General features: G+C 71.7%; 19 protein-coding genes. 9 read left to right on the forward strand and 10 right to left on the reverse strand.

The features are described 5' to 3' along the window. The 5 genes from pgi to tkt all read right to left on the reverse strand — a co-directional run. The coding region (pgi, locus tag VT52_RS23515) for a glucose-6-phosphate isomerase (protein ID WP_071387632.1) at window positions 1-1620 on the reverse strand (1620 nt) is incomplete at its 3' end. A gap of 1 nt (window position 1621) precedes the next feature. Then, the gene (gene opcA / locus VT52_RS23520; protein WP_046416953.1) at window positions 1622-2548 is read right to left on the reverse strand and encodes a glucose-6-phosphate dehydrogenase assembly protein OpcA; all 927 of its coding nucleotides are present in this window, start codon (window positions 2546-2548) and stop codon (window positions 1622-1624) included. Beyond that, complete coding sequence (gene zwf, locus VT52_RS23525; RefSeq protein ID WP_046416954.1) at window positions 2545-4131, reverse strand: glucose-6-phosphate dehydrogenase; 1587 nt, start codon at window positions 4129-4131, stop codon at window positions 2545-2547. Before zwf ends, opcA begins: the two co-directional genes overlap by 4 nt. After that, complete coding sequence (tal, locus tag VT52_RS23530; protein ID WP_046416955.1) at window positions 4128-5273, reverse strand: transaldolase; 1146 nt, start codon at window positions 5271-5273, stop codon at window positions 4128-4130. The genes zwf and tal overlap by 4 nt, the downstream gene beginning before the upstream one ends. A gap of 19 nt (window positions 5274-5292) precedes the next feature. Then, complete coding sequence (tkt, locus tag VT52_RS23535; protein ID WP_046416956.1) at window positions 5293-7368, reverse strand: transketolase; 2076 nt, start codon at window positions 7366-7368, stop codon at window positions 5293-5295. A 146-nt stretch (window positions 7369-7514) separates the two neighbouring features. Between tkt and VT52_RS23540 the strand changes: the two genes are divergently transcribed. Next, window positions 7515-8441 (forward strand): helix-turn-helix domain-containing protein, encoded by a 927-nt coding sequence (locus tag VT52_RS23540; protein WP_046416964.1) that lies wholly within the window; start codon window positions 7515-7517, stop codon window positions 8439-8441. A gap of 152 nt (window positions 8442-8593) precedes the next feature. On the opposite strand, the gene VT52_RS23545 is transcribed toward VT52_RS23540, so the two are convergent. Continuing rightward, complete coding sequence (locus VT52_RS23545; RefSeq protein WP_046416958.1) at window positions 8594-8977, reverse strand: winged helix-turn-helix transcriptional regulator; 384 nt, start codon at window positions 8975-8977, stop codon at window positions 8594-8596. Between the two features lie 193 nt (window positions 8978-9170). On the opposite strand from VT52_RS23545, the gene VT52_RS23550 reads away from it, so the two are divergent. The 3 genes from VT52_RS23550 (at window position 9171) to VT52_RS23560 (ending at window position 10977) form a co-directional block, all read left to right on the forward strand. Next, window positions 9171-9659, forward strand: coding sequence for a luciferase domain-containing protein (locus tag VT52_RS23550; protein ID WP_046416960.1), 489 nt, complete (start codon window positions 9171-9173; stop codon window positions 9657-9659). A gap of 203 nt (window positions 9660-9862) precedes the next feature. Continuing rightward, entirely contained in the window at window positions 9863-10501 is a 639-nt protein-coding gene (locus tag VT52_RS23555) for an FMN-dependent NADH-azoreductase (protein ID WP_046416961.1), read from the forward strand. 62 nt (window positions 10502-10563) lie between these two features. After that, window positions 10564-10977 carry a DUF6640 family protein gene (locus VT52_RS23560; protein ID WP_046416962.1) on the forward strand — a complete coding sequence of 138 codons (414 nt, stop codon included), beginning with the start codon at window positions 10564-10566 and terminating at the stop codon, window positions 10975-10977. Between the two features lie 402 nt (window positions 10978-11379). Here the strand turns inward: VT52_RS23560 and VT52_RS23565 are convergent, their stop codons facing one another. Both VT52_RS23565 and VT52_RS23570 read right to left on the reverse strand, forming a co-directional pair. Continuing rightward, the gene (locus VT52_RS23565; protein ID WP_046416963.1) at window positions 11380-12801 is read right to left on the reverse strand and encodes a glycoside hydrolase family 16 protein; all 1422 of its coding nucleotides are present in this window, start codon (window positions 12799-12801) and stop codon (window positions 11380-11382) included. 201 nt (window positions 12802-13002) lie between these two features. Further along, complete coding sequence (locus VT52_RS23570; protein WP_046422785.1) at window positions 13003-13845, reverse strand: hypothetical protein; 843 nt, start codon at window positions 13843-13845, stop codon at window positions 13003-13005. A 222-nt stretch (window positions 13846-14067) separates the two neighbouring features. Between VT52_RS23570 and VT52_RS23575 the strand changes: the two genes are divergently transcribed. The 3 genes from VT52_RS23575 to VT52_RS23585 all read left to right on the forward strand — a co-directional run bounded on the left by VT52_RS23575 (window position 14068) and on the right by VT52_RS23585 (window position 17028). After that, window positions 14068-15405, forward strand: a complete 1338-nt coding sequence (locus tag VT52_RS23575; RefSeq protein WP_046422787.1) for a 6-phospho-beta-glucosidase — start codon at window positions 14068-14070, stop codon at window positions 15403-15405. Window positions 15406-15488: 83 nt separating this feature from the next. Next, window positions 15489-16397, forward strand: a complete 909-nt coding sequence (locus VT52_RS23580; RefSeq protein ID WP_046422789.1) for a metallophosphoesterase family protein — start codon at window positions 15489-15491, stop codon at window positions 16395-16397. Further along, window positions 16345-17028 (forward strand): 4'-phosphopantetheinyl transferase family protein, encoded by a 684-nt coding sequence (locus VT52_RS23585; protein WP_046422791.1) that lies wholly within the window; start codon window positions 16345-16347, stop codon window positions 17026-17028. Before VT52_RS23580 ends, VT52_RS23585 begins: the two co-directional genes overlap by 53 nt. Before the next feature lie 170 nt (window positions 17029-17198). On the opposite strand, the gene VT52_RS23590 is transcribed toward VT52_RS23585, so the two are convergent. Together VT52_RS23590 and VT52_RS23595 are read right to left on the reverse strand one after the other, a co-directional pair. Next, complete coding sequence (locus VT52_RS23590) at window positions 17199-17429, reverse strand: hypothetical protein (RefSeq protein ID WP_046422793.1); 231 nt, start codon at window positions 17427-17429, stop codon at window positions 17199-17201. A gap of 120 nt (window positions 17430-17549) precedes the next feature. Then, complete coding sequence (locus VT52_RS23595) at window positions 17550-18206, reverse strand: helix-turn-helix domain-containing protein (protein WP_046422795.1); 657 nt, start codon at window positions 18204-18206, stop codon at window positions 17550-17552. A gap of 261 nt (window positions 18207-18467) precedes the next feature. Between VT52_RS23595 and VT52_RS23600 the strand changes: the two genes are divergently transcribed. Next, window positions 18468-19139 (forward strand): MmyB family transcriptional regulator, encoded by a 672-nt coding sequence (locus VT52_RS23600; RefSeq protein ID WP_046422797.1) that lies wholly within the window; start codon window positions 18468-18470, stop codon window positions 19137-19139. Window positions 19140-19256: 117 nt separating this feature from the next. Then, a complete protein-coding gene (locus VT52_RS23605) occupies window positions 19257-21305 on the forward strand; it encodes a phosphocholine-specific phospholipase C (protein ID WP_046422799.1) in 2049 nt (682 codons plus the stop codon). Window positions 21306-21332: the final 27 nt, after the last annotated feature.

Below are 21332 nucleotides of genomic sequence, written 5' to 3' on the forward strand. Positions count from 1 at the left end.
GGCGACGAGGGCCTTGGTGGAGGGGTCGAGGCCGGGTACGTCCGCCCCCTCGGTGAGGGCGGGTTCGACGCGCTTGGCGAGGACCTTGCCCAGCTCCACGCCCCACTGGTCGAAGGAGTCGATGTCCCACACCGCGCCCTGCACGAACACCTTGTGCTCGTACAGCGCGATCAGCTGGCCCAGCACGGACGGGGTCAGCTCGGTGGCGAGGACCGTCGTGGTCGGGTGGTCGCCGCGGAAGGTGCGGTGCGCCACCTGCTCCTCGGGCACGCCCTCCGCGCGGACCTCCTCGGCGCTCTTGCCGAACGCGAGCGCCTGCGTCTGGGCGAAGAAGTTGGCCATCAGCAGGTCGTGCTGCGCCTCGAGTCCGCCGCTCAGCTCGCCGACCGGGCGGGCGAAGCCGATGAAGTCCGCCGGGACCAGCCTGGTGCCCTGGTGGATCAACTGGTAGTACGCGTGCTGCCCGTTGGTGCCCGGCGTGCCCCACACCACGGGACCCGTCTGCCACTCCACCCGGCGCCCGCGGCGGTCCACCGACTTGCCGTTGGACTCCATGTCCAGCTGCTGGAGGTACGCGGTGAACCTGGACAGGTAGTGGCTGTACGGCAGCACGGCGTGCGACTGGGCGTCGTGGAAGTTGCCGTACCAGATGCCCAGCAGGCCGAGCAGCAGCGGGGCGTTGGCCTCGGCCGGCGCGGTGCGGAAGTGCTCGTCGACCAGGTGGAAGCCGTCCAGCATCTCCCGGAACCGGTCCGGCCCGACGGCGATCATCAGGGAGAGGCCGATCGCGGAGTCGTACGAGTAGCGGCCGCCGACCCAGTCCCAGAACTCGAACATGTTGTCCGGGTCGATGCCGAACCCGGTCACCTTCTCCGCGTTGGTGGACAGCGCCACGAAGTGCCTGGCCACCGCGGCCTCGTCACCGAGGGCGTCCAGCAGCCAGGCGCGCGCGGAGGTGGCGTTGGTGATCGTCTCGATCGTCGTGAACGTCTTGGAGGCGACGATGAACAGCGTCTCGGCCGGGTCCAGGCCACGGGTGGCCTCGTGCAGGTCGGCACCGTCCACGTTCGACACGAACCGGACCGTCAGGTCCCGGTCGGCGAAGCAGCGCAGCGCCTCGTACGCCATCGCCGGCCCGAGGTCGGAGCCGCCGATGCCGATGTTGACGACATTCCGGATCCGTTCACCGGTATGGCCCTTCCAGGCACCGGAACGCACCCGCCGCGCGAAGTCGCTCATCTTGTCGAGAACGGCGTGCACCCCGGGCACCACGTTCTCGCCGTCCACCTCGATCACCGCGTCCCGGGGCGCGCGCAGCGCGGTGTGCAGCACCGCGCGGTCCTCGGTGACGTTGATCCTCTCGCCGCGGAACATGGCGTCCCGCAGCCCGAACACATCGGTGGCGGTGGCGAGTTCCTGGAGCAGGGCCAGGGTCTCGTCGGTGATCAGGTGCTTGCTGTAGTCGATGTGCAGATCACCTACCCGGACCACGTACCGCTCGGCGCGGCCCGGGTCCGACGCGAACAGCTCGCGCAGGTGCAGCGGTCCCTCGGCGCGGTGGTCGGCGAGTGCCGTCCACTCGGGCCGGTGGACGAGGTTGGGATAGCGGACGTCGGCCATCTCAGGCGTTCTCCTTGGCGGCCTCGCCCCTGAGGGCGATGGCGTACATCTCGTCGGCGTCGAGGCGGCGCAGCTCCTCGGCGATGAGTTCGGAGGTGGGGCGGACCTTCAGGGCGAGGGTGCGCGGCGGCTGGCCCGGCAGGGTGAGCGTCGCGAGCGGGCCCTCGGGGCGGTCCACGACGATCTCGCCGTCGTGGGTGCCCAGCCGTACCGCGGTGACCACCGGACCCTCGGTGACCACGCGGTCCACGCTCACCCCCAGCCGTGCCTCCAGCCAGCGGGCCAGCAGCTCGGCGCTGGGGTTGTCCGCCTCGGCCTCCACGGCCGCCGACGTCACCTCCGCCCGCGCCTGGTCGAGCGCGGCCGCCAGCATCGAGCGCCACAGCGTCAGCCTGGTCCAGGCGAGGTCGGTGTCGCCGGGCGCGTAGTTGCGGGCGCGGGCCTGCAGGACCTCCATCGGCCGCTCCACCGCGTACAGATCGGTGATCCGGCGCTGCGCGAGCGCGCCGAGCGGGTCCTTCGACGGGGTGTCGGGCGCGTCCACCGGCCACCACACGACGACCGGGGCGTCCGGCAGCAGCAGGGGCAGCACCACCGAGTCCGCGTGGTCGGAGACGTCGCCGTAGGTGCGCAGTACCACCGTCTCGCCGGTGCCGGCCTCGGAGCCGACCCGGACCTCGGCGTCGAGGCGCGAGTGGGTGCGGTCGCGCAGTGTGCGGGCGTGCCGCTTGATGACGACCAGGGTGCGCGAGGGGTGCTCGTGCGAGGCCTCCTCGGCGGCCCGCATCGAGTCGTAGGCGTTCTCCTCGTCCGTGACGATGACCATCGTCAGGACCATGCCCACGGCCGGGGTGCCGATCGCTCGGCGGCCCTGCACCAGCGCCTTGTTGATCTTGCTTGCCGTGGTGTCGGTCAGGTCGATCTTCATGGCCTGCGCCAGCTCCGTCCGTCTCGTGCGAGCATCTCGTCGGCTTCCCGCGGTCCCCAGCTGCCCGACGCGTACTGTGCCGGACGGTCGTTTGCCGCCCAGTACCGCTCGATCGGGTCGAGGATCTTCCAGGACTCTTCCACTTCCTGGTGACGCGGGAACAGGTTGGCGTCGCCCAGGAGCACGTCCAGGATGAGCCGCTCGTACGCCTCCGGGCTGGACTCGGTGAACGACTCGCCGTAGGCGAAGTCCATGGACACGTCCCGGATCTCCATCGAGGTGCCCGGCACCTTGGAGCCGAAGCGGACGGTCATGCCCTCGTCCGGCTGGACGCGGATCACGATCGCGTTCTGGCCCAGCTCCTCGGTGGCGGTGGAGTCGAAGGGGGAGTGCGGGGCCCGCTTGAAGACGACGGCGATCTCCGTCACCCGGCGGCCGAGCCGCTTGCCGGTGCGCAGGTAGAACGGGACGCCCGCCCAGCGGCGGTTGTCGATACCGATCTTGATCGCGGCGAAGGTGTCGGTCTTCGACCGGGGGTCGATGCCGTCCTCCTCCAGATAGCCGACGACCTTCTCGCCGCCCTGCCAGCCGCCCGCGTACTGCGCCCGCACGGTGTGGTCGCCCAGGTCGTCCGGGAGCCGTACCGACTTGAGCACCTTCAGCTTCTCGGTGAGCAGCGCCTCCGCGTCGAACGCGATGGGCTCCTCCATGGCGGTGAGCGCCATCAGCTGGAGCAGATGGTTCTGGATGACGTCACGCGCGGCGCCGATGCCGTCGTAGTAGCCGGCCCGGCCGCCGATGCCGATGTCCTCGGCCATCGTGATCTGCACGTGGTCGACGTAACTGCGGTTCCAGATCGGCTCGTACATCTGGTTGGCGAAGCGCAGCGCCAGGATGTTCTGGACCGTCTCCTTGCCCAGGTAGTGGTCGATGCGGAACACCTGGTCCGGCTCGAACACGTCGTGCACCAGCGCGTTCAGTTCGCGGGCGCTGGCCAGGTCGTGGCCGAACGGCTTCTCGATGACCGCGCGCCGCCAGGAGCCCTCGGGCGGGCTCGCCAGGCCGTGCTTCTTCAGCTGCCGCACGACCTTCGGGAAGAACTTCGGCGGCACCGAGAGGTAGAAGGCGAAGTTGCCGCCGGTGCCGCGGGAGGCGTCCAGTTCGTCCACGGCGTCCTTGAGCTGCTTGAACGCGGTGTCGTCGTCGAAGTCGCCGGGGATGAAGCGCATGCCCTCGGCGAGCTGCTGCCACACCTCCTCGCGGAACGGGGTGCGCGAGTGCTCGCGCACCGAGTCGTGGACGACCTGCGCGAAGTCCTGGTCCTCCCACTCGCGGCGGGCGAAGCCGACCAGGGAGAAGCCCGGCGGCAGCAGACCGCGGTTGGCCAGGTCGTACACGGCCGGCATCAGCTTCTTGCGGGACAGGTCACCGGTCACACCGAAGATGACCAGGCCCGACGGACCCGCGATGCGCGGGAGGCGGCGGTCCCGGGTGTCCCGCAGCGGGTTCACCCAGTCGGCGGCCGGGGTGACGTGCCCCCGCGCCCGCTCGGGCGCCGGGGCGGGGCTCGCTTTCTCGGTCATCGCGCGTCAGCTCCCTTGCTCTCCAGGGACTTCGCCACCGCGTCCAGCAGGTCCTGCCAGGCCGACTCGAACTTGGCGACGCCCTCGTCCTCCAGCTGCTGGACGACCTCGCCGTAGGAGATGCCGAGCCGCTCGATCGCGCCGAGGTCGGCGCGGGCCTGGGCGTAGCCGCCGGTCACCGTGTCGCCGGTGATCTCGCCGTGGTCGGCGACGGCGTTCAGGGTGGCCTCCGGCATGGTGTTGACCGTGCCCGGCGCGACCAGGTCGTCCACATACAGGGTGTCCTTGTACGCGGGATCCTTCACGCCGGTGGACGCCCACAGCGGACGCTGCTTGTTCGCCCGGTCACCGGCGAGCGACAGCCAGCGGTCCGAGGCGAAGACCTCCTCGTAGGCCTCGTAGGCCAGCCGCGCGTTGGCGAGGGCCGCGCGGCCCTTGAGGGCGAGGGCCTCGTCGGTGCCCAGCGCGGTCAGCCGCTTGTCGATCTCGGAGTCCACCCGGGAGACGAAGAACGAGGCCACCGAGTGGATGGTGGACAGGTCGACGCCGCGCTCGCGGGCCTTCTCCAGGCCGGCCAGGTAGGCGGCCATGACCTCGCGGTAGCGCTCCAGGGAGAAGATCAGGGTCACGTTGACGCTGATGCCGAGCCCCACGACCTCGGTGATCGCCGGCAGGCCGGCCTCGGTCGCCGGGATCTTGATCATCACGTTGGGGCGGTCGACCAGCCAGAACAGCTGCTTGGCCTCGGCGACGGTGGCCGCGGTGCGGTGCGCCAGGCGGGGGTCGACCTCGATGGAGACCCGGCCGTCGCGGCCGTTCGTCGCCCGGTGCACGGAGTCGAGGACGTCGGCGGCGTCCCGGACGTCGGCGGTGGTCATCATCCGCACGGCCTCTTCGACGGTCACGCCGCGTACGGCCAGATCGGTGAGCTGCTCCTCGTAGCCCTCACCGGAGCCTATGGCCGCCTGGAAGATCGACGGGTTGGTGGTGACACCGACGGCGCTGCCGCTCGCCACCAGGTCGGCGAGGCTGCCCGAGGTGATCCGCTTGCGCGACAGGTCGTCCAGCCAGATGGACACACCCTCGTCGGCAAGGCGCTTGAGGGCTCCCGGGGTCGCGATTGCTTCGGTCACAGTCATCATCTTTCTTCGTGTGTCGGTGTCAGGCGCGCGCGGCGGCGAGCGACTCGCGGGCCGCCGCGGCGACGTTCTCGGGGGTGAACCCGAACTCGGTGAACAGGGTCTGTGCGTCGGCGGAGGCGCCGAAGTGCTCCAGGGAGACGATCCGGCCCGCGTCGCCCACGAAGCGGTACCAGGTCAGCCCGATGCCGGCCTCCACCGCCACCCGGGCCTTCACGGCCGGCGGCAGCACCCGCTCGCGGTAGGCGCGCGGCTGCTCCTCGAACCACTCCACGGACGGCATCGAGACCACCCGGGTGCCGATGCCCTCGGCCTCCAGCCGCTCCCGCGCGGCCACGGCGAGCCGCACCTCGGAGCCCGTCGCGATGACGATCACCTCCGGGACCTCCGTCGAGGACTCGCGCAGCACGTAGCCGCCCTTGGCCGCGTCCTCGTTCGGCGCGTACACCGGCACGCCCTGGCGGGTGAGCGCGAGCCCGTGCGGGGCGGGGCTGGTGGCGTGCCTCTTCAGGATCTCGGCCCAGGCGATCACGGTCTCGTTGGCGTCCGCCGGGCGGACGACGTTCAGGCCCGGGATCGCGCGCAGCGAGGCCAGGTGCTCGACCGGCTGGTGGGTCGGACCGTCCTCGCCGAGGCCGATGGAGTCGTGCGTCCAGACGTACGTCACCGGCAGCTGCATCAGCGCGGACATCCGCACCGCGTTGCGCATGTAGTCGGAGAACACCAGGAAGGTGCCGCCGTGGACGCGGGTGTTGCCGTGCAGGGCGATGCCGTTCATCTCCGCCGCCATGGAGAACTCGCGGATGCCGAAGTGCACGGTACGGCCATAGGGGTCGGCGCTCGGCAGCGGATTGCCCTCGGGGAGGAAGGAGCTGGACTTGTCGATCGTGGTGTTGTTCGAGCCGGCGAGGTCGGCGGAGCCGCCCCACAGTTCGGGGATCACCGGGCCGAGCGCCTGGAGCACCTTGCCGGAGGCGGCCCGGGTGGCGACCGATCCGCCCTCCTCGAACACGGGCAGGGTGTCCTCCCAGCCCGCGGGCAGCTCGCCCCGGCTGATCCGGTCGAACAGGGCGGCGCGCTCCGGCTCGGCGGTGCGCCACTCGGCGATCCGCTTGTCCCAGGCCGCGTGCGCCTCGGCGCCCCGGTCCAGGGCCCGCCGGGCGTGGTCCAGGACCTCTTCCTCGACCTGGAAGGACCGCTCCGCGTCGAAGCCGAGGAGGCGCTTGGTGGCCGCGATCTCCTCCGCGCCGAGCGCCGAGCCGTGCGACGCCTCGGTGTTCCGGGCGTTCGGGGCGGGCCAGGCGATGATCGTGCGCATCGCGATGATCGAGGGCCGCCCGGTCTCGTCGCGGGCCGCCTCCAGGGCCGCGTGGAGGGCGGGCACGTCCACGTCGCCGTCGGCGGTGGGCTCGACGCGCTGGGTGTGCCAGCCGTAGGCCTCGTACCGCCCGAGTACGTCCTCGGAGAAGGCGGTCGCGGTGTCGCCCTCGATGGAGATGTGGTTGTCGTCGTAGAGGAAGACCAGGTTGCCGAGCTTCTGGTGGCCGGCGAGCGAGGACGCCTCGGCGGAGACGCCCTCCTCCAGGTCGCCGTCGGAGACGATCGCCCAGACGGTGTGGTCGAAGGGGGAGGTGCCCGCGGGGGCCTCGGGGTCGAACAGGCCGCGCTCGTAGCGGGCGGCCATCGCCATGCCCACCGCGTTGGCGACGCCCTGTCCGAGCGGTCCGGTGGTGGTCTCCACGCCCGCGGTGTGCCCGTACTCGGGGTGGCCCGGGGTCCGGGACCCGTGGGTGCGGAACGCCTTCAGGTCGTCCAGCTCCAGCTCGTACCCGGCGAGGAACAGCTGGGTGTAGAGGGTCAGCGAGGTGTGGCCGGGGGAGAGGACGAACCGGTCACGGCCGGTCCACTCCGGGTCCGCCGGATCGTGACGCATCATCTTCTGAAAGATCGTGTACGCGGCAGGCGCCAGGCTCATCGCGGTGCCCGGGTGGCCGTTGCCCACCTTCTGCACCGCGTCGGCCGCCAGCAGGCGGGCGGTGTCCACGGCCCGCCGGTCGAGATCGGTCCACTCGAAGCCACCGGAAGTCTGCGTGCTCATCTTCAAGAAGTCCTCGTTCAGTACGAAAAGGCTGGCCGGACGCGTTCAAACTTAAAAGTCTGACTTTTTCGACGGAAGGGCGGGATGTGTCACCCTGTGGTGAATCTGGGACAGTGATCGCGGAGCAGGGACGGCACGAACAGGACATGGCTGACACAACGCCCCAAGACGGGGCCGCCACCGGTACCGCCGGTGGTGCGGACGGCACGGCCGACGGCATCAGAACCCTCCCCTTCCCGACCGAGCTGGCCGTCGGCGGTGTCGGCATGCGGATCGGCCGCATGGGGGCCGGCCGCTCCTGGCGGGCCGACATCCCGCTGGACCGCGTCCACCGGATCGACTTCCATGTGATCCTGCTGTTCACCGACGGCCCCGTCCGCCACATGGTCGACTTCACCGAGTACGAGGCCGCGGCCGGCGACCTGCTGTGGATACGCCCCGGACAGGTCCACCGCTTCTCCCGCGAGTGCGTGTACCGCGGAATCGTGCTGACCATGCAGCCCGGATTCCTGCCGCGCGCCACCGTCGAGGCCACCGGCCTGTACCGTTACGACCTGCCGCCGCTGCTGCGCCCCGATCCGGCCCGGCTCGAAGCGCTCAGGGCGGCCCTGGAGCAGCTGCGGCGCGAGTACGAGGACACGACGACGCTCCCGCCGAGCCTGCACGCCGCCGTCCTGCGGCACGGCCTGACCGCCTTCCTGCTGCGCCTCTCCCATCTCGCCGCCAGCTCGGCGCCCGGTTCCCGGCAGCAGTCGGACAACACCTTCACCCTGTTCCGGGACGCGGTCGAGCGGGGTTTCGCCACCAATCACAGCGTCAGCGCCTATGCCGACGCCCTCGGTTACTCGCGCCGCACCCTGGTGCGCGCCGTGCGCGCCGCCACCGGCGGGACGCCCAAGGGCTTCATCGACAAACGCGTCGTCCTGGAGGCCAAACGCCTGCTCGCCCACACCGAGCTGCCCATCGGCCGGGTCGGCGCGGCCGTCGGCTTCCCGGACGCGGCGAACTTCTCCAAGTTCTTCCAACTGCACACCGGGCGAACGCCGGTGGCCTTCCGCGCCGAACTGCGTTAGGGCCCGTCCAGGAGATCACGCGATGACGCCTTGCCCGATTGCCGATGTGAGCGAGGGGACGGCCCGTGGCGCGGCCAAGAACCGGCTCTCGACATCCCCGGCAGCTGCACCGGGCGCGGGCCGGTTGGGTGGCTGACCGCGAATGCTCTTCCTCAGCCCGCCGCCCAGGCTTCTTCCTCCGCGCGTGCCGTGTCGTAGTCCCGACGGGCGGCGGTGACCTGGGGCAGGTGGGCGTCGGACCAGCCCGCGATGGCGTCGAAGACGGGGACGAGGGTGCGGCCCAGCTCGCTGATGGCGTATTCGACCCTCGGCGGGACCTCGGCATGGTAGGTGCGGGTGATCAGGCCGTCCCGTTCCAGCCGGCGCAGGCGCTGGGTGAGCACTTTCGGCGTGATCGTCGGCAGGAGTCGCTGCAGTTCGCTGAAGCGTGAGCGCCCATGGTGTTCGAGGGCCCACAGGATCGGGGTGGTCCAGCGGCTGAACACCAGCTCGACCACCGGGTTGATCGGGCACACCTGCTGCGCCGGATCGGTCACGGCACCTGTCCTTCCGCTCGTGCCGGCGCCCCCGTACTCGGCAGCCGGGGAACTTTCCTGGAGGAAACCACTATCCCGAGGATACTAACTTGGTGGTGTCAGCGAGCGAGCCGACAGCGAGCCGGACCGCTCGGCGATCAGCCGACCGCCCGTCGTACCCACGGGCCGTCCGCACCACGGAAGAGGCACCACCATGACCTTCCCCGCGCTGCCCGAGCGTGCGGGTGACCGGCCCGAGACCGGGCCCGAGGTCCCGCACCTGCAGCTCACCCAGCCCAGCCCGCCGCAGATCAAGGAGGCACTACGGCGGTGGATGGCCACCGCGCTCCCCGGCACCGTCTCAGGCCGCAGCGAGATCTCCGTCCCCAGCACCTGGGCGGTGTTCCTCGGCGATGCCGCCCCCGCCCGCGGTACCCGGCTGTTCCTGCCGCGCGGGAACGCGGAATTCGTACACCTGCACGCCGACGGCAGCCTGCACCTGGCCCTGGACCCGGCCGACCACGCCGCGTTCCTGGCCTCCGGATGGGGCGAGAAGCACCCGCTCTACAACCGTGGCGCCAATGTCGTCATGTTCTACGCCCCGCGTGACGAGGCCGAACTGGAGGTGGCCAAGAAGGTCATCGCCGCCTCCTACCGGTACGCCACCGGCCACGAGCCGACCGCCGGGCCCACCGCGGCCTGACCGCTCTCCCCGCCCCGCGCCGGGACGCCGGCGCGGGTGACCGGCACGGCCGACGTCCCCCTGCCGAGGGCTGCGCCGAAGCAGCCGCCAGGCCCCCGTACGGCATCGACGCGGTCACCTCACCCACACCGCACCAGCCCGGCCCGCGGCTCTGCCCTGCCCTGCCCGTTTCCCGTTCTCCACCGACCAACAAGGGCTCCTCCATGTCCTACCTGCTCCACATCGACTCCTCCTCGCTCGGCGCCGATTCGGTGTCGTCCCAGGTCGCCCGCTCCTTCCGGGACACCTGGGACGCGCCGGCCGTCCACCGTGACCTGGCCGCCTCGCCCGTACCCCACCTGGGCGCGGCGGGCATAGCCGCCTGGGGCACCGACCCCGCCCGGCACACTCCGGAACAAGCCGCGGCCGCCGCTGTCCAGGACGAACTCGTCGAGGAGTTCCTCGGCGCGAGCGCCTACCTGTTCACCGTGCCGATGTACAACCTCACGATGCCTTCGGTGTTCAAGGCATGGCTTGACCAGGTCATCGTCAAGGGCCGCACCTTCGGCCTCCCCGACGGTCCCGCGGCGTCCGGCCGTCCGGCCCTGGTGGTCTCGGCACGCGGCGGCGGTTACGGCCCCGGCACCCCCAATCACGGCAAGGACTTCGTCGTGCCCGCACTGGAGACGATCCTGCACGACATGCTCGGCCTCGAAGTCACTTCGCTCATGCCCGAGTTGACCATGGCGCCCGTCGTCCCGGCGCTGACCCACCTGATCCCGCTCCACAAGGCGTCCCTGACCGACGCGCACCAACAGGCCCGCCGGCAGGCCGAGAAGTTCCGCGACCGGATCGCCGCCTGAGCCGTTCCGGGACCCGGCACCACGCCCTTTCACACACCACTCACCCCCGAGGGAGAAACCCCATGCCCGAGATCACCACTGGAAAGGTGCTGCTGACCCTCACCTCACTGGTCACCATGACCGGCGCCTACATCGCGGACTGGAACAAGACCCACATCTACAACCCCGACTGGCCGCCGCACGCCAAGTTCCACAACGCCCAGACCATGAGCATGGGCGCCGCACTCGGCCTGATCGGCCTGTACCTGCTGTGGGTGCACCGGGGCGCCTGGACGCGCTCCCTGGTCCAGGTCGTCGTCGTTGCCGAGTCGCTGTACTGGATCACTCAGCTGTCGGCGATCCTCTACCCCGGCACCGCCCTCGTCGACGGCGACTGGGTTCCGCCCATCCAGCCGGCCCTCGCCACAACCATGCTGGCCCTCAACGCACTCGCGTACTTCCTCGAGTACCGGCGTCTGCAGCACCACATCGTTTAGGACTTGTCCGGGCAGTCGGGTCCGAAGCCGGATCACGAGGGCTGCCGCAGTGGCGGTGCCGGGGCAGACATAGCCGCGCGTGTCATGGCGAGTCGCCACGGCCCGGGACTGCTTCGATCTGTTGACCGCCCGCTCAACGGCATTGCGTTTGCTGTACCGCTCGCTGTACGCCTTGTCCGCTGCCAGGCTGCCAGGCTGCCAGGCTGCCAGGCTGCCAGGCTGTCGGGCATCGCGTGGGGCCTGCCCGGCCCGATCCGTGCGCAGGCCCGCCCGGACGGTCAGCGCGAACTGCGGCGCGCGGTTCGGTCTCTGGTGCGGCACGCGCACACCACGCACCGGACACGGCGGGAACCGGGGCGGTTCCGACGTCAGGCCGGAACGCTGCCCGGCTCCCGCCGCGGATCAGTGTCCGAAGTCGAACCAGTTGACGTTCACGAAGTCGGCCGGCTGCCCGCTGGTGAACGTGAGGTACACGTCGTGCGTGCCGGTGACGGACCCGATGTTGGCCGGAACCGTCCGCCAGGACTGCCAGCCCCCGGTGTCACCCACCGCGAAACTGCCGATCGGCGCGTTGCCACGGCTGTCCAGCCGCACCTCCACCAGGCCGCTGACCCCGCCGCCCGCGCCACTCGCCACCCGTCCGTAGAACTGGGTGGCCGGCGTCGAGCCGAAGTCCACACCCTTGTACAGCGCCCAGTCGCCATTGGCGAGGTAGCCCAGGTCCTGGCCGCCGCCGGTGTCCGTGGTGGTCTCGGTGCCGACACCGGACTGGCCGTCGTACGACTCCGCCTGGATCTGGCTGTACGCGTCCCGGCCGCCGGGCGGCGGGGGAGTGGTGTCGCCCCCTCCGCCGCCCGAGGACTGGAGCACCTGGACGTAGTCGACGACCATGGGGTGACCGGGCTCGGTGGCGCTGGTCGGGCCGCCGCCGAAGGCCCCCGGGAAGCCGCCGCCCATCGCCACGTTCAGGATGACGAAGAAGCCGTGGTCGGTGGCGTCGGCCCAGGTGGTCGCGTCCATCTGACCGGCTGTGACGGTCTGGTAGTTGACGCCGTCGACGTAGAAGCGGATCGCCTCGGGGCTCACCGAGCGGTCCCACTCCATGGTGTAGGTGTGGAAGCCCGACTGGCAGGTGGTGTCGGGACAGGCGGTCGAGTTGCCGATACCGCTGGTCTCGTTGCAGGGGCCGCCGGGGCTGGTGCCGCAGTGCATGGTGGCCCAGGTCTTGTCCAGGCCCTGGACGTTCTCCATGATGTCCAGCTCGCCGACGCCGGGCCAGTTCTGGTAGTTGCCGCGGAAGGGCGCGCCCAGCATCCAGAACGCCGGCCAGTACCCGGCGGCGGCGTTCCCGGTCACGTTCGGCATCTGGAGGCGTGCCTCGACGCGCAGTTTGCCGCCGGCCGGGGGCTGGAAGTCGGTGCGGGTGGTCTCGATCCGGCCGGAGGTCCAGTTGCCGGACGCGTCGCGGCGCGGGGTGATGAGCAGGTCGCCCTTGCCGTCGAGGGAGACGTTGCTGGTGCTCGACGTCATCGACTCGACCTCGCCGGTGCCCCAGTTGCCGGCCCCGCCGGGATAGGAAGTCCCGGTGTCGAACTGCCAGTTCGAGGTGTTGACGCTGCTGCCGGCGGCGCCGTCGAAGTCGTCCAGGAACACCTGTGACCAGCCGGAGGGCGGTGCCGGGGCGGAGGCGTCCGCGGGCCCGGTGGCCGCGGTGGCGACGGCCGCGGCGAGGCCGAACGTCGCGACGGCCGCGACGAGGGCGCGGCGCACGGAACGGGAGCGGGAGCGGGAACGAGGTCTGGGGGTGCCGGAGGAATCACTCACGGGTGGCCTCTCGGGGGAAGGGGGAGCGGGGGAGCGGGGGGCGTTTGAGAGCGCTCTCACGGTGCCGCCAATGTGCTCCCCGACTCCGGGTCCGTCAAGACTTGAAGCAGTGAAAGTACGTGCGGGGCAGCCGAGTTCACCCGCTGAAGCGGGTGGGCGGCGGCCGGCTCCCGGCCGGCCGCCGCCCACCCGGCCCCGGGCCTACTCCAGGTGGTACGCGTACACCGTCGTCGCCACCGCGCACACGCCCGGTGCGATCACCTCGGCGCGCAGGGTGCCGGTGCCGGGGTCGTAGTCGACGCCCTCCGCCTCGAACGTGCCCTTGCACAGGCTCTGCTGGGGAAGCCCGAAGAGGCTGCTCACCCGGCCGGTGACCGGCCTGCCGTCCAGCGGGTGCGGCAGGTCCACCTGGAGGAGCGGCCTGCTCTGCGGGAACAGCCGGCCCGAGTCGTCGTCGGAGGCGCACACCAGACGGGTGGCGGTCACGAAGTCGCAGCCCTGGATGTCGCGGACCTGCTTGTCCAGGCTGATCTGACCGGCCTGGGCCAGCGTCCCGCCGCCCCGCGGGGTCGCGGGGTTGAGCAGCGGCGCGGGGAACACCTGGAGCCGGTCCTGGTCCTCCCACTCACCGGAGACCAGCCACTGCCCGTCGGGCGAGACGGCGGCGAAGGAGTTGTTCACCTTCTCGCCCGGATCCAGCGGGTGCACGTAGTCGTACCGCTTGCCGCCCGGTGTGGTCACCGTGTACATCTTCGAGGTGGCGGTGTCCGCGCCCTGGTAGGCGTCGAAGACGTAGCCGCGCGCGATGTCCGGGTCGCCCACATGGTTCCAGCCCTTGATCCGCAGACCCAGCGGGATGTCCAGCAGCCCGCGGTGCAGCAGCGAGCCGTCGGCCCGGCTGGCGAGGCCCTGGCCGCCGCCCAGGGTGTCGGTGTACGACGTCCCGGCCGCCGCCCACCGGGCCGGCTCGGACGCCGACGCGTTCGGGGCGGCACACACGAGAGCACCCACCAGTGCGGTGAGCGCGGCGAGTTGACGTTTCATCAGGCTCCTGTCACGGCTGTGGAGTCGGGAGTCGCATGCAACCACGGATCGGTGGCCGCCGGGTGACCGCCGTGCGTCGGGCGTGCCGGTTCCGGCCGCCGACCGGCGCCTTCCGGGGCGGGAGAGGGGAACCGGTCCGGGCCGGTACGTGCGCCGGGAGGCGGCGCGCGGGGATGATGTGCCCCGGCAGGGGTCTCGGGACTCGGGAAAGGTGCGTGGGACGTGAGGCTGACGATTCTGGGCGGTGGCGGCTTCCGCGTGCCGCTCGTGTACGGCGCGCTGCTGGCCGACCGCGCCGAGGGCCGGGTCGGCGAGGTCGTCCTCCACGACCTGGACGCCGGACGGCTGCACGCGGTCTCCCGGGTCCTGGCCGAGCAGGCCGCCGAGCACCCGGGCGCACCCCGGGTGACCACCACCACGGACCTCGACGAGGCCCTGCGCGGTGCCGACTTCGTCTTCTCCGCGATCCGGGTCGGCGGTCTCCAGGGCCGGGCGGACGACGAGCGGGTCGCGCTGGCCGAGGGCGTGCTCGGCCAGGAGACGGTCGGCGCGGGCGGCATCGCCTACGGGCTGCGCACCGTGCCCGTCGCCACCGACATCGCCCGCCGCGTGGCCCGCCTCGCCCCCGACGCCTGGGTGATCAACTTCACCAACCCGGCCGGCCTGGTCACCGAGGCGATGTCCCGGTATCTCGGCGACCGGGTCATCGGCATCTGCGACTCCCCGGTCGGCCTCGGGCGGCGCGTCGCCCGCGTCCTCGGCGTCGCCCCCGGGGACGCCTTCGTGGACTACGTCGGCCTCAACCACCTCGGCTGGGTCCGCGGCCTGCGCGTCGCCGGACGCGACGAACTGCCCCGGCTGCTCGCCGACCCCGCGCTGCTCGGCTCCTTCGAGGAGGGCAGGCTCTTCGGCCCCGACTGGCTGCGCTCGCTCGGCGCGATCCCCAACGAGTACCTGCACTACTACTACTTCAACCGCGAGACCGTCCGCGCCTACCAGCAGGCCGAGCTGACCCGCGGCGCCTTCCTGCGCGACCAGCAGGCCCGCTTCTACGCGCGAGCCGGGCACCCGGACGTCTCCGCGCTCGCCGCCTGGGACCGCACCCGTGCCGAGCGAGAGGCGACGTACATGTCGGAGAACCGGGAGACGGCGGGCGCCGGCGAACGCGAGGAGGAGGACCTCTCCGGCGGGTACGAGAAGGTGGCCCTCGCCCTGATGCGCGCCGTCGCCCGCGACACCCGCACGACCCTCGTCCTCAACGTCCGCAACCAGGGCACCCTCCCGAGCCTGGACGCCGACGCGGTCATCGAGGTCCCCTGCCTGGTGGACGCCAACGGCGCCCACCCGCTGGCCACCGCCCCGCTGCCCGCCCACGCGACGGGCCTGGTCTCCTCGGTCAAGGCGGTGGAACGCGAGGTCCTCGCCGCCGCCGAGTCCGGCTCCCGGGCCACCGCGCTCAAGGCGTTCGCCCTGCACCCCCTGGTCGACTCGGTGACCGTGGCCCGCCGGCTGACGGACGGCTACCTGGCGGTCCATCCTGGCCTGGCCTACCTCAAGTAGACCGGCTCAAGAAGCTCTTGAACGCCGCACGCGATTGTGTTCTTGTGGACCGGACGATCCGCTGACGGGAAGGGGGACACGGGGTGGAGCCGACGGCCGGTCCCGGCCAGTTGCTGGCCATCAGCGATCTGCACATCTCCTATCCGGAGAACCGGGCGCTCGTGGAGCGGCTGCACCCGACGGGCGACGAGGACTGGCTGATCGTCGCGGGCGACATCGCGGAGACGGTGGAGGACATCCGCTGGACCCTCGCCACCCTCGCGGCCCGCTTCCGCAAGGTCCTGTGGGCACCCGGCAACCACGACCTGTGGACCCATCCGAAGGACCCCGTACAGCTACGCGGCGTCGCCCGCTACGAGCATCTGGTCCAGGTCTGCCGCGAGCTCGGCGTCCTCACCCCCGAGGACCCCTACCCGGTGTGGCGGGGCCCCGGTGGCCCGGTCGCCGTCGCCCCGCTGTTCCTCGGCTACGACTACACCTTCCTGCCCGCCGGCTGCGCCACCAAGGCCGAGGGCCTCGCCTACGCCGAGAGCACCGGCATCGTCTGCAACGACGAGTACCTGCTGCACCCCGACCCGTACCCGAGCCGCGAGGCGTGGTGCCGCGACCGGGTGGCGCGGACGGAGGAACGGCTCGCGGCGCTGCCCGCGGACCTGCCGACCGTGCTGGCCAACCACTACCCGCTGGACCGGCACCCCACCGAGGTGCTGTGGCATCCCGAGTTCGCCATGTGGTGCGGCACCCGGCTGACCGCCGACTGGCACCGCCGGTTCCGCGTCGCCACCATGGTCTACGGCCATCTGCACATCCCCCGCACCACCTGGCACGACGGAGTCCGCTTCACCGAGGTCTCCGTGGGCTACCCCCGCGAGTGGCGCAAGCGTTCGCGGACGCCGGGAACGGCGCGCCGCATCCTGCCGATGGAGGAGGTGGAAGCCGGTGATCGAGGAACTGCTCCCGGAGTCGGTCGTGGCCGTGGAGGCACTCCATGACGACCCGCTGTGGGACACCCCGCTCCACCCGGAGGAGGAGGTGCTCGTCGCCCGTGCCGTGGCCAAGCGGCGCCGCGAGTTCGCCGCCGTACGCGGCTGCGCCCGGCGTGCCATGGAGAAGCTCGGCATCCCGGCGCGGCCCGTGGTCAGCGGCGAGCGGGGCGCCCCGCAGTGGCCGGCGGGCATCGTCGGCAGCATGACCCACTGCGACGGCTACTGCGCCGCCGCGCTGGTCCGCGCCACCGATCTCGTCTCGCTGGGCATCGACGCCGAGCCGCACGGCCCGCTGCCCGACGGCGTCGGCGCCTCCGTCTTCCTGCCCACCGAGACGGCCCGCCTGGAGCGGCTCGCCGAGCGGCGGCCCGCCGTGCACTGGGACCGCATCCTCTTCAGCGCCAAGGAGTCGGTGTACAAGGCATGGTTCCCGCTCACCCACAAGTGGCTGGACTTCTCCGAGGCCGACATCACCCTGAGCCCGTCCCCCGACGGCGCCCCGCACGGCACCCTGCACGCCGAACTGCTGGTCCCCGGCCCCCTCGTCGGCGGCCGCCGCCTCCAGGTGCTCGACGGCCGCTGGGCCGCCCGGGACGCGCTGGTGACCACCACGGTCGTCATCCCGCACCCCGGCTGAGGGGCACCCGCGCCCGCGCCCGAGAAGCCCCGGCGGCCCCGCCGCGGTAACCGCGTCCCGGCGACGGCGGCCGCCGTTCTCGTACCCCCGGGTCCGGCCACGGCGGCCGTCGCCGTCCCCGGACCCGCGTCCGGCCACGGCGGTCCCGGGGCCCCCGGCCCGGCGTCCGTTCACCGGGCCGAGGGGCACCACTCGCCCAGCATCCGGAAGAACCCCTCCTCGTTGCCCGCGAGGCCCGCGCGTGCGAGGGCCGTCTCCGCCTCGGCGAGCACGGACGGCGGCACCAGGGCGGGCGGCGCCCCGTCCGGTGGACCGTCGAAGGCGGCGCGCACCGTGTGCAGCAGCCGCAAGTAGGCCTGGACGGCGGTGCGCTCATGGTCGGTCAGTACAGCGGTCGGCATCGGTCTGCTCTCCCCGAGTAGGCGTCACGGTCACGCGCGCTGCGGCGCACTCGTACCAGCTTGCCGCGCACCACTGACAATCGGGCGAAACCGCACCTCGGCGCCGCGTCCCGGACGCCGTCAGGCCTCCGGCCGCTTCACGCTCTCAAGGAGCATGTCCAGCCATTCCGCGACCTTGTCCCGGTGCTGGTCGGTCGGCAACTGCGCGGCGCGCCAGGCGATTCCGCGCACCCCGTGGTCCTGGAGCAGCCGCTCCAGCGGATCCTCGGCCGGCCCGGCCGCGGCCCGCTCCCGGTCGGCCAGCTTCTGGAGCAGCTCCTGCTCGGTGCGCTGGAGCGCGCCCGCCAGCGCCTCCGGGTCCTCCGCCGTCAGGAACCCGGCGTGCACCCGGAAGAAGCGCTGCAACGCGTCGCAGTGCTCCATGGTGGGCCGCCGGTCGCCGTTGATCAGGGCACCGGCCTGCTGCCGGGACATGCCCGCGCCGTCGGCGATCTCCTGCTGGGTGTACTTGCGCCCGTTGGGCTTCAGCCGGGTGCGCCGCAGCAGCCCGAGGCGCTGGAGGAACCGCGCCTGGACATCGGGTTCGCCCGCCGGGCGCCCGCTGAGCAGCGCCTTGACCACCGGCTCGGGCACCCCGCAGGCGACCGAGAGCCGCGCGACGTCGAAGACCTCGGGCTGGGTCACCCCGAGGCGCTCGGCGAGCGCGGTGACGCGGGCGACGACGGCCGGCAGCTGGGCGGTCGCCGCGGCGCCCGGATCCTCGTAGCCATCCGTCACCGACAGAACTCCTACGTCTCTCGAGCAAGGGCAACAGGTGCGTCCGTGCGTCCCGCGGGCCCGGTACCAGGACCGGCGGTCGCCGTGAACTTCCCGGAGATTAGCCCGTGCCGTGAACCCACATCCAGGTGTCGCCACAACTGTGGCGAATTTCAGCCGTCAACCGGCGTGGAATGCCACGATAGTTGACATCACTCGTCGTGGGGAAGCAGGATCGCATCGCCGCGTGAAGGCCGCAGAGGCAAGAGGGGTGACCTCCCGATGGCACATCAGGCAGGAGGGCAGCGGCCGGCGCCGCGGCCCGTCCCCGAGACCTCCGAGACCCAGTCGTACCTACAGGACCACGGCGTGCTGCTGGACGCCGTGCCCTTCCCGTCCCTGGTGGTGGACCACCGCTGGGACGTGGTGCTGGCCAACGACGCCTACGCCACGCTGTTCGGCGGGGCGCGCCCGCATCCCACGGCCATGCCCGGGGACAACTTCCTGCGGTTCGTGCTGTTCCACCCCGACGCCGGGCTCGTCCTCGGCGACCACGAGGCGGGCTGGTGCCTGCCGATGCTGGCCCAGTTCAAGGGCGCCATCGACGCCTACGGCCACGATCCCGAACTCCAGGCCATCCGCCGGGACATCATGCAGGACCCGCTCATGGACGCCGCCTACCGGCAGGGTCTGCCGCACTGGATCCGCGCCGTCGGCGAGCGCGGCACCCGGCTCGACGGGGCCGTACGGCTGCTGCTGCACCCCGATCCGCGCCGGGGCCCCACCGAGTGCCGCATCGTGGACGAGACCTCCCAGGCCCTCGGCGAGCTGGGCTGCCGGCGGCTGACGCTGGTCCCGCGCGACTCCCGCGGGGCCGCCGCGCCGGTCCGGCGCCCGCGCGGGCAGCGCGCCGTGCCGGCGCATCTGACGGTCGTCCCGCCGCCCGAGGACTGACACCGTTCGCGAGACGTACTTTCATATCGGCGTCACCTCACCCTTCCCTGACGTTCGCCGCGCTTGGAACACTCGGCGCGGCAGTCACGGACGTCAGGACGAGAGGACCCATCCCCCATGACCGAAGTCAACCGCCGGCGCTTCCTCCAGATCGCGGGCGCCACGACGGCGTTCACGGCGCTGTCGAGCAGCGTCCAGCGCGCCGCCGCCCTCCCCGCGAACCATCGCACCGGATCGGTCGAGGACGTCGAACACATCGTCGTCCTGATGCAGGAGAACCGTTCCTTCGACCACTACTTCGGTTCGCTGAGGGGCGTGCGCGGCTTCGGCGACCCGCGCCCGGTGAGCCAGAACGGCCGCTCCGTGTGGCGGCAGTCGGACGGCACCCGGGACATCCTGCCCTTCCACCCGGACGCCGACGACCTCGGCCTCGCCTTCATCCAGGACCTGCCGCACGGCTGGAACGACGGGCACACCGCGTTCAACGGCGGTAAGTACGACAAGTGGGTGCCCGCCAAGTCCGCGACCACGATGGCGTACCTGACCCGCCGGGACATCCCGTTCCACTACGCCCTCGCGGACGCCTTCACCATCTGCGACGCCTACCACTGCTCGTTCATCGGCTCCACCGACCCCAACCGCTACTACATGTGGTCGGGTCACACCGGGAACGACGGCAAAGGCGGCGGCCCGGTCCTCGGCAACGACGAGAAGGGCTACGGCTGGACGACGTACCCCGAGCGCCTGGAGCAGGCGGGCGTCTCCTGGAAGATCTACCAGGACATCGGCGACGGCCTGGACGCGAACGGCGGCTGGGGCTGGATCGAGGACGCCTACCGGGGCAACTACGGCGACAACTCGCTGCTCTACTTCGACAGGTACCGCGACGCCCGGCCCGGCGACCCGCTGTACGACAAGGCTCGCACCGGCACGAACGCGAAGGCCGGCGAGGGCTTCTTCGACCGGCTGAGGGCGGACGTCAGGGCCGGCACGCTCCCGCAGGTCTCCTGGATCGTCGCCCCCGAGGCGTTCACCGAGCACCCCAACTGGCCCGCCAACTACGGCGCCTGGTACGTCTCCCAGGTCCTGGACGCGCTCACCTCCGACCCCGAGGTGTGGGCGAAGACGGCCCTGTTCCTGACCTACGACGAGAACGACGGCTTCTTCGACCACGTCCTGCCGCCCTTCCCGGCCGCCTCCGGAGCCCAGGGCAAGTCGACGGTCGACGCCTCGGCCGACCTGTACCGGGGCGGCGCCGGGTACTCGGCCGGACCGTACGGTCTCGGCCAGCGGGTGCCGATGCTGGTGGTCTCGCCCTGGAGCAAGGGCGGTTACGTCTGCTCCGAGACCTTCGACCACACCTCGATCATCCGCTTCATCGAGCAGCGCTTCGGGGTGCGCGAGCCGAACATCTCGCCCTGGCGGCGGGCCGTCTGCGGCGACCTCACCAGCGCCTTCGACTTCTGCCGCAAGGACGTCAGGACGGTCTCGCTGCCTTCGACGGCCGGCTATCTGCCGCCGGACCACGACCGGCACCCCGACTACGTGCCCAAGCCGCCGGCGAACCCGTCGCTGCCCCGTCAGGAGCGCGGCAGCCGGCCCACCCGCCCGCTGAGGTACGCGCCCGTCGTGGACGGCTCGGCGGACACCTCGGCCGGCACGTTCACCCTCTCCTTCGCCTCCGGGGCCAAGGCGGGCGCGGTCTTCCTCGTCACCTCCGGCAACCGCGCCGACGGCCCCTGGACGTACACCACCGAGGCCGGCAAGTCCCTGTCCGACACCTGGAACTCGGCCTACTCCGGCGGCTCCTACGACCTCGCGGTGCACGGCCCCAACGGCTTCCTGCGCGTCTTCAAGGGCGGCAACAGGACGGCGGGTCCCGAGGCGACCGCCCGGCACACCGGCGACCACGTCGAACTCACCCTCACCAACCAGGGCTCCGGCACGGCCCGGCTGAAGATAGCCGACGGCTACGGCGGCGCCCCGGTCACCGTCTCCGTACGGCCCGGCGCGCGCGTCCGGCACACCGTGGACCTGAGGCGCAGCCACCGGTGGTACGACCTGACCGTGACCTCCGCGGACGACCCGGCCTTCCTGCGCGGCTTCGCCGGGCACGTGGAGAACGGGCGGCCCGGCGTCAGCGACCCGGCGCTCGCGACGGAGTGAACGGGCGATGAGCACCGCTTCCGCCGA

This window comes from Streptomyces malaysiense (assembly GCF_000980885.2).
In the GTDB taxonomy this organism is placed as follows: domain Bacteria; phylum Actinomycetota; class Actinomycetes; order Streptomycetales; family Streptomycetaceae; genus Streptomyces; species Streptomyces malaysiense.

Bases quoted from the DNA above. Each gene is read 5' to 3' on its own strand.
- opcA (WP_046416953.1), bottom strand. From the start codon at position 2,548: ATGAAGATCGACCTGACCGACACCACGGCAAGCAAGATCAACAAGGCG.
- tkt (WP_046416956.1), bottom strand. From the start codon at position 7,368: ATGAGCACGCAGACTTCCGGTGGCTTCGAGTGGACCGATCTCGACCGG.
- VT52_RS23590 (WP_046422793.1), bottom strand. From the start codon at position 17,429: ATGCCGACCGCTGTACTGACCGACCATGAGCGCACCGCCGTCCAGGCC.
- VT52_RS23540 (WP_046416964.1), top strand. From the start codon at position 7,515: ATGGCTGACACAACGCCCCAAGACGGGGCCGCCACCGGTACCGCCGGT.
- tal (WP_046416955.1), bottom strand. From the start codon at position 5,273: ATGATGACTGTGACCGAAGCAATCGCGACCCCGGGAGCCCTCAAGCGC.
- VT52_RS23555 (WP_046416961.1), top strand. From the start codon at position 9,863: ATGTCCTACCTGCTCCACATCGACTCCTCCTCGCTCGGCGCCGATTCG.
- VT52_RS23550 (WP_046416960.1), top strand. From the start codon at position 9,171: ATGACCTTCCCCGCGCTGCCCGAGCGTGCGGGTGACCGGCCCGAGACC.
- VT52_RS23570 (WP_046422785.1), bottom strand. From the start codon at position 13,845: ATGAAACGTCAACTCGCCGCGCTCACCGCACTGGTGGGTGCTCTCGTG.
- zwf (WP_046416954.1), bottom strand. From the start codon at position 4,131: ATGACCGAGAAAGCGAGCCCCGCCCCGGCGCCCGAGCGGGCGCGGGGG.
- VT52_RS23600 (WP_046422797.1), top strand. From the start codon at position 18,468: ATGGCACATCAGGCAGGAGGGCAGCGGCCGGCGCCGCGGCCCGTCCCC.
- VT52_RS23605 (WP_046422799.1), top strand. From the start codon at position 19,257: ATGACCGAAGTCAACCGCCGGCGCTTCCTCCAGATCGCGGGCGCCACG.
- VT52_RS23560 (WP_046416962.1), top strand. From the start codon at position 10,564: ATGCCCGAGATCACCACTGGAAAGGTGCTGCTGACCCTCACCTCACTG.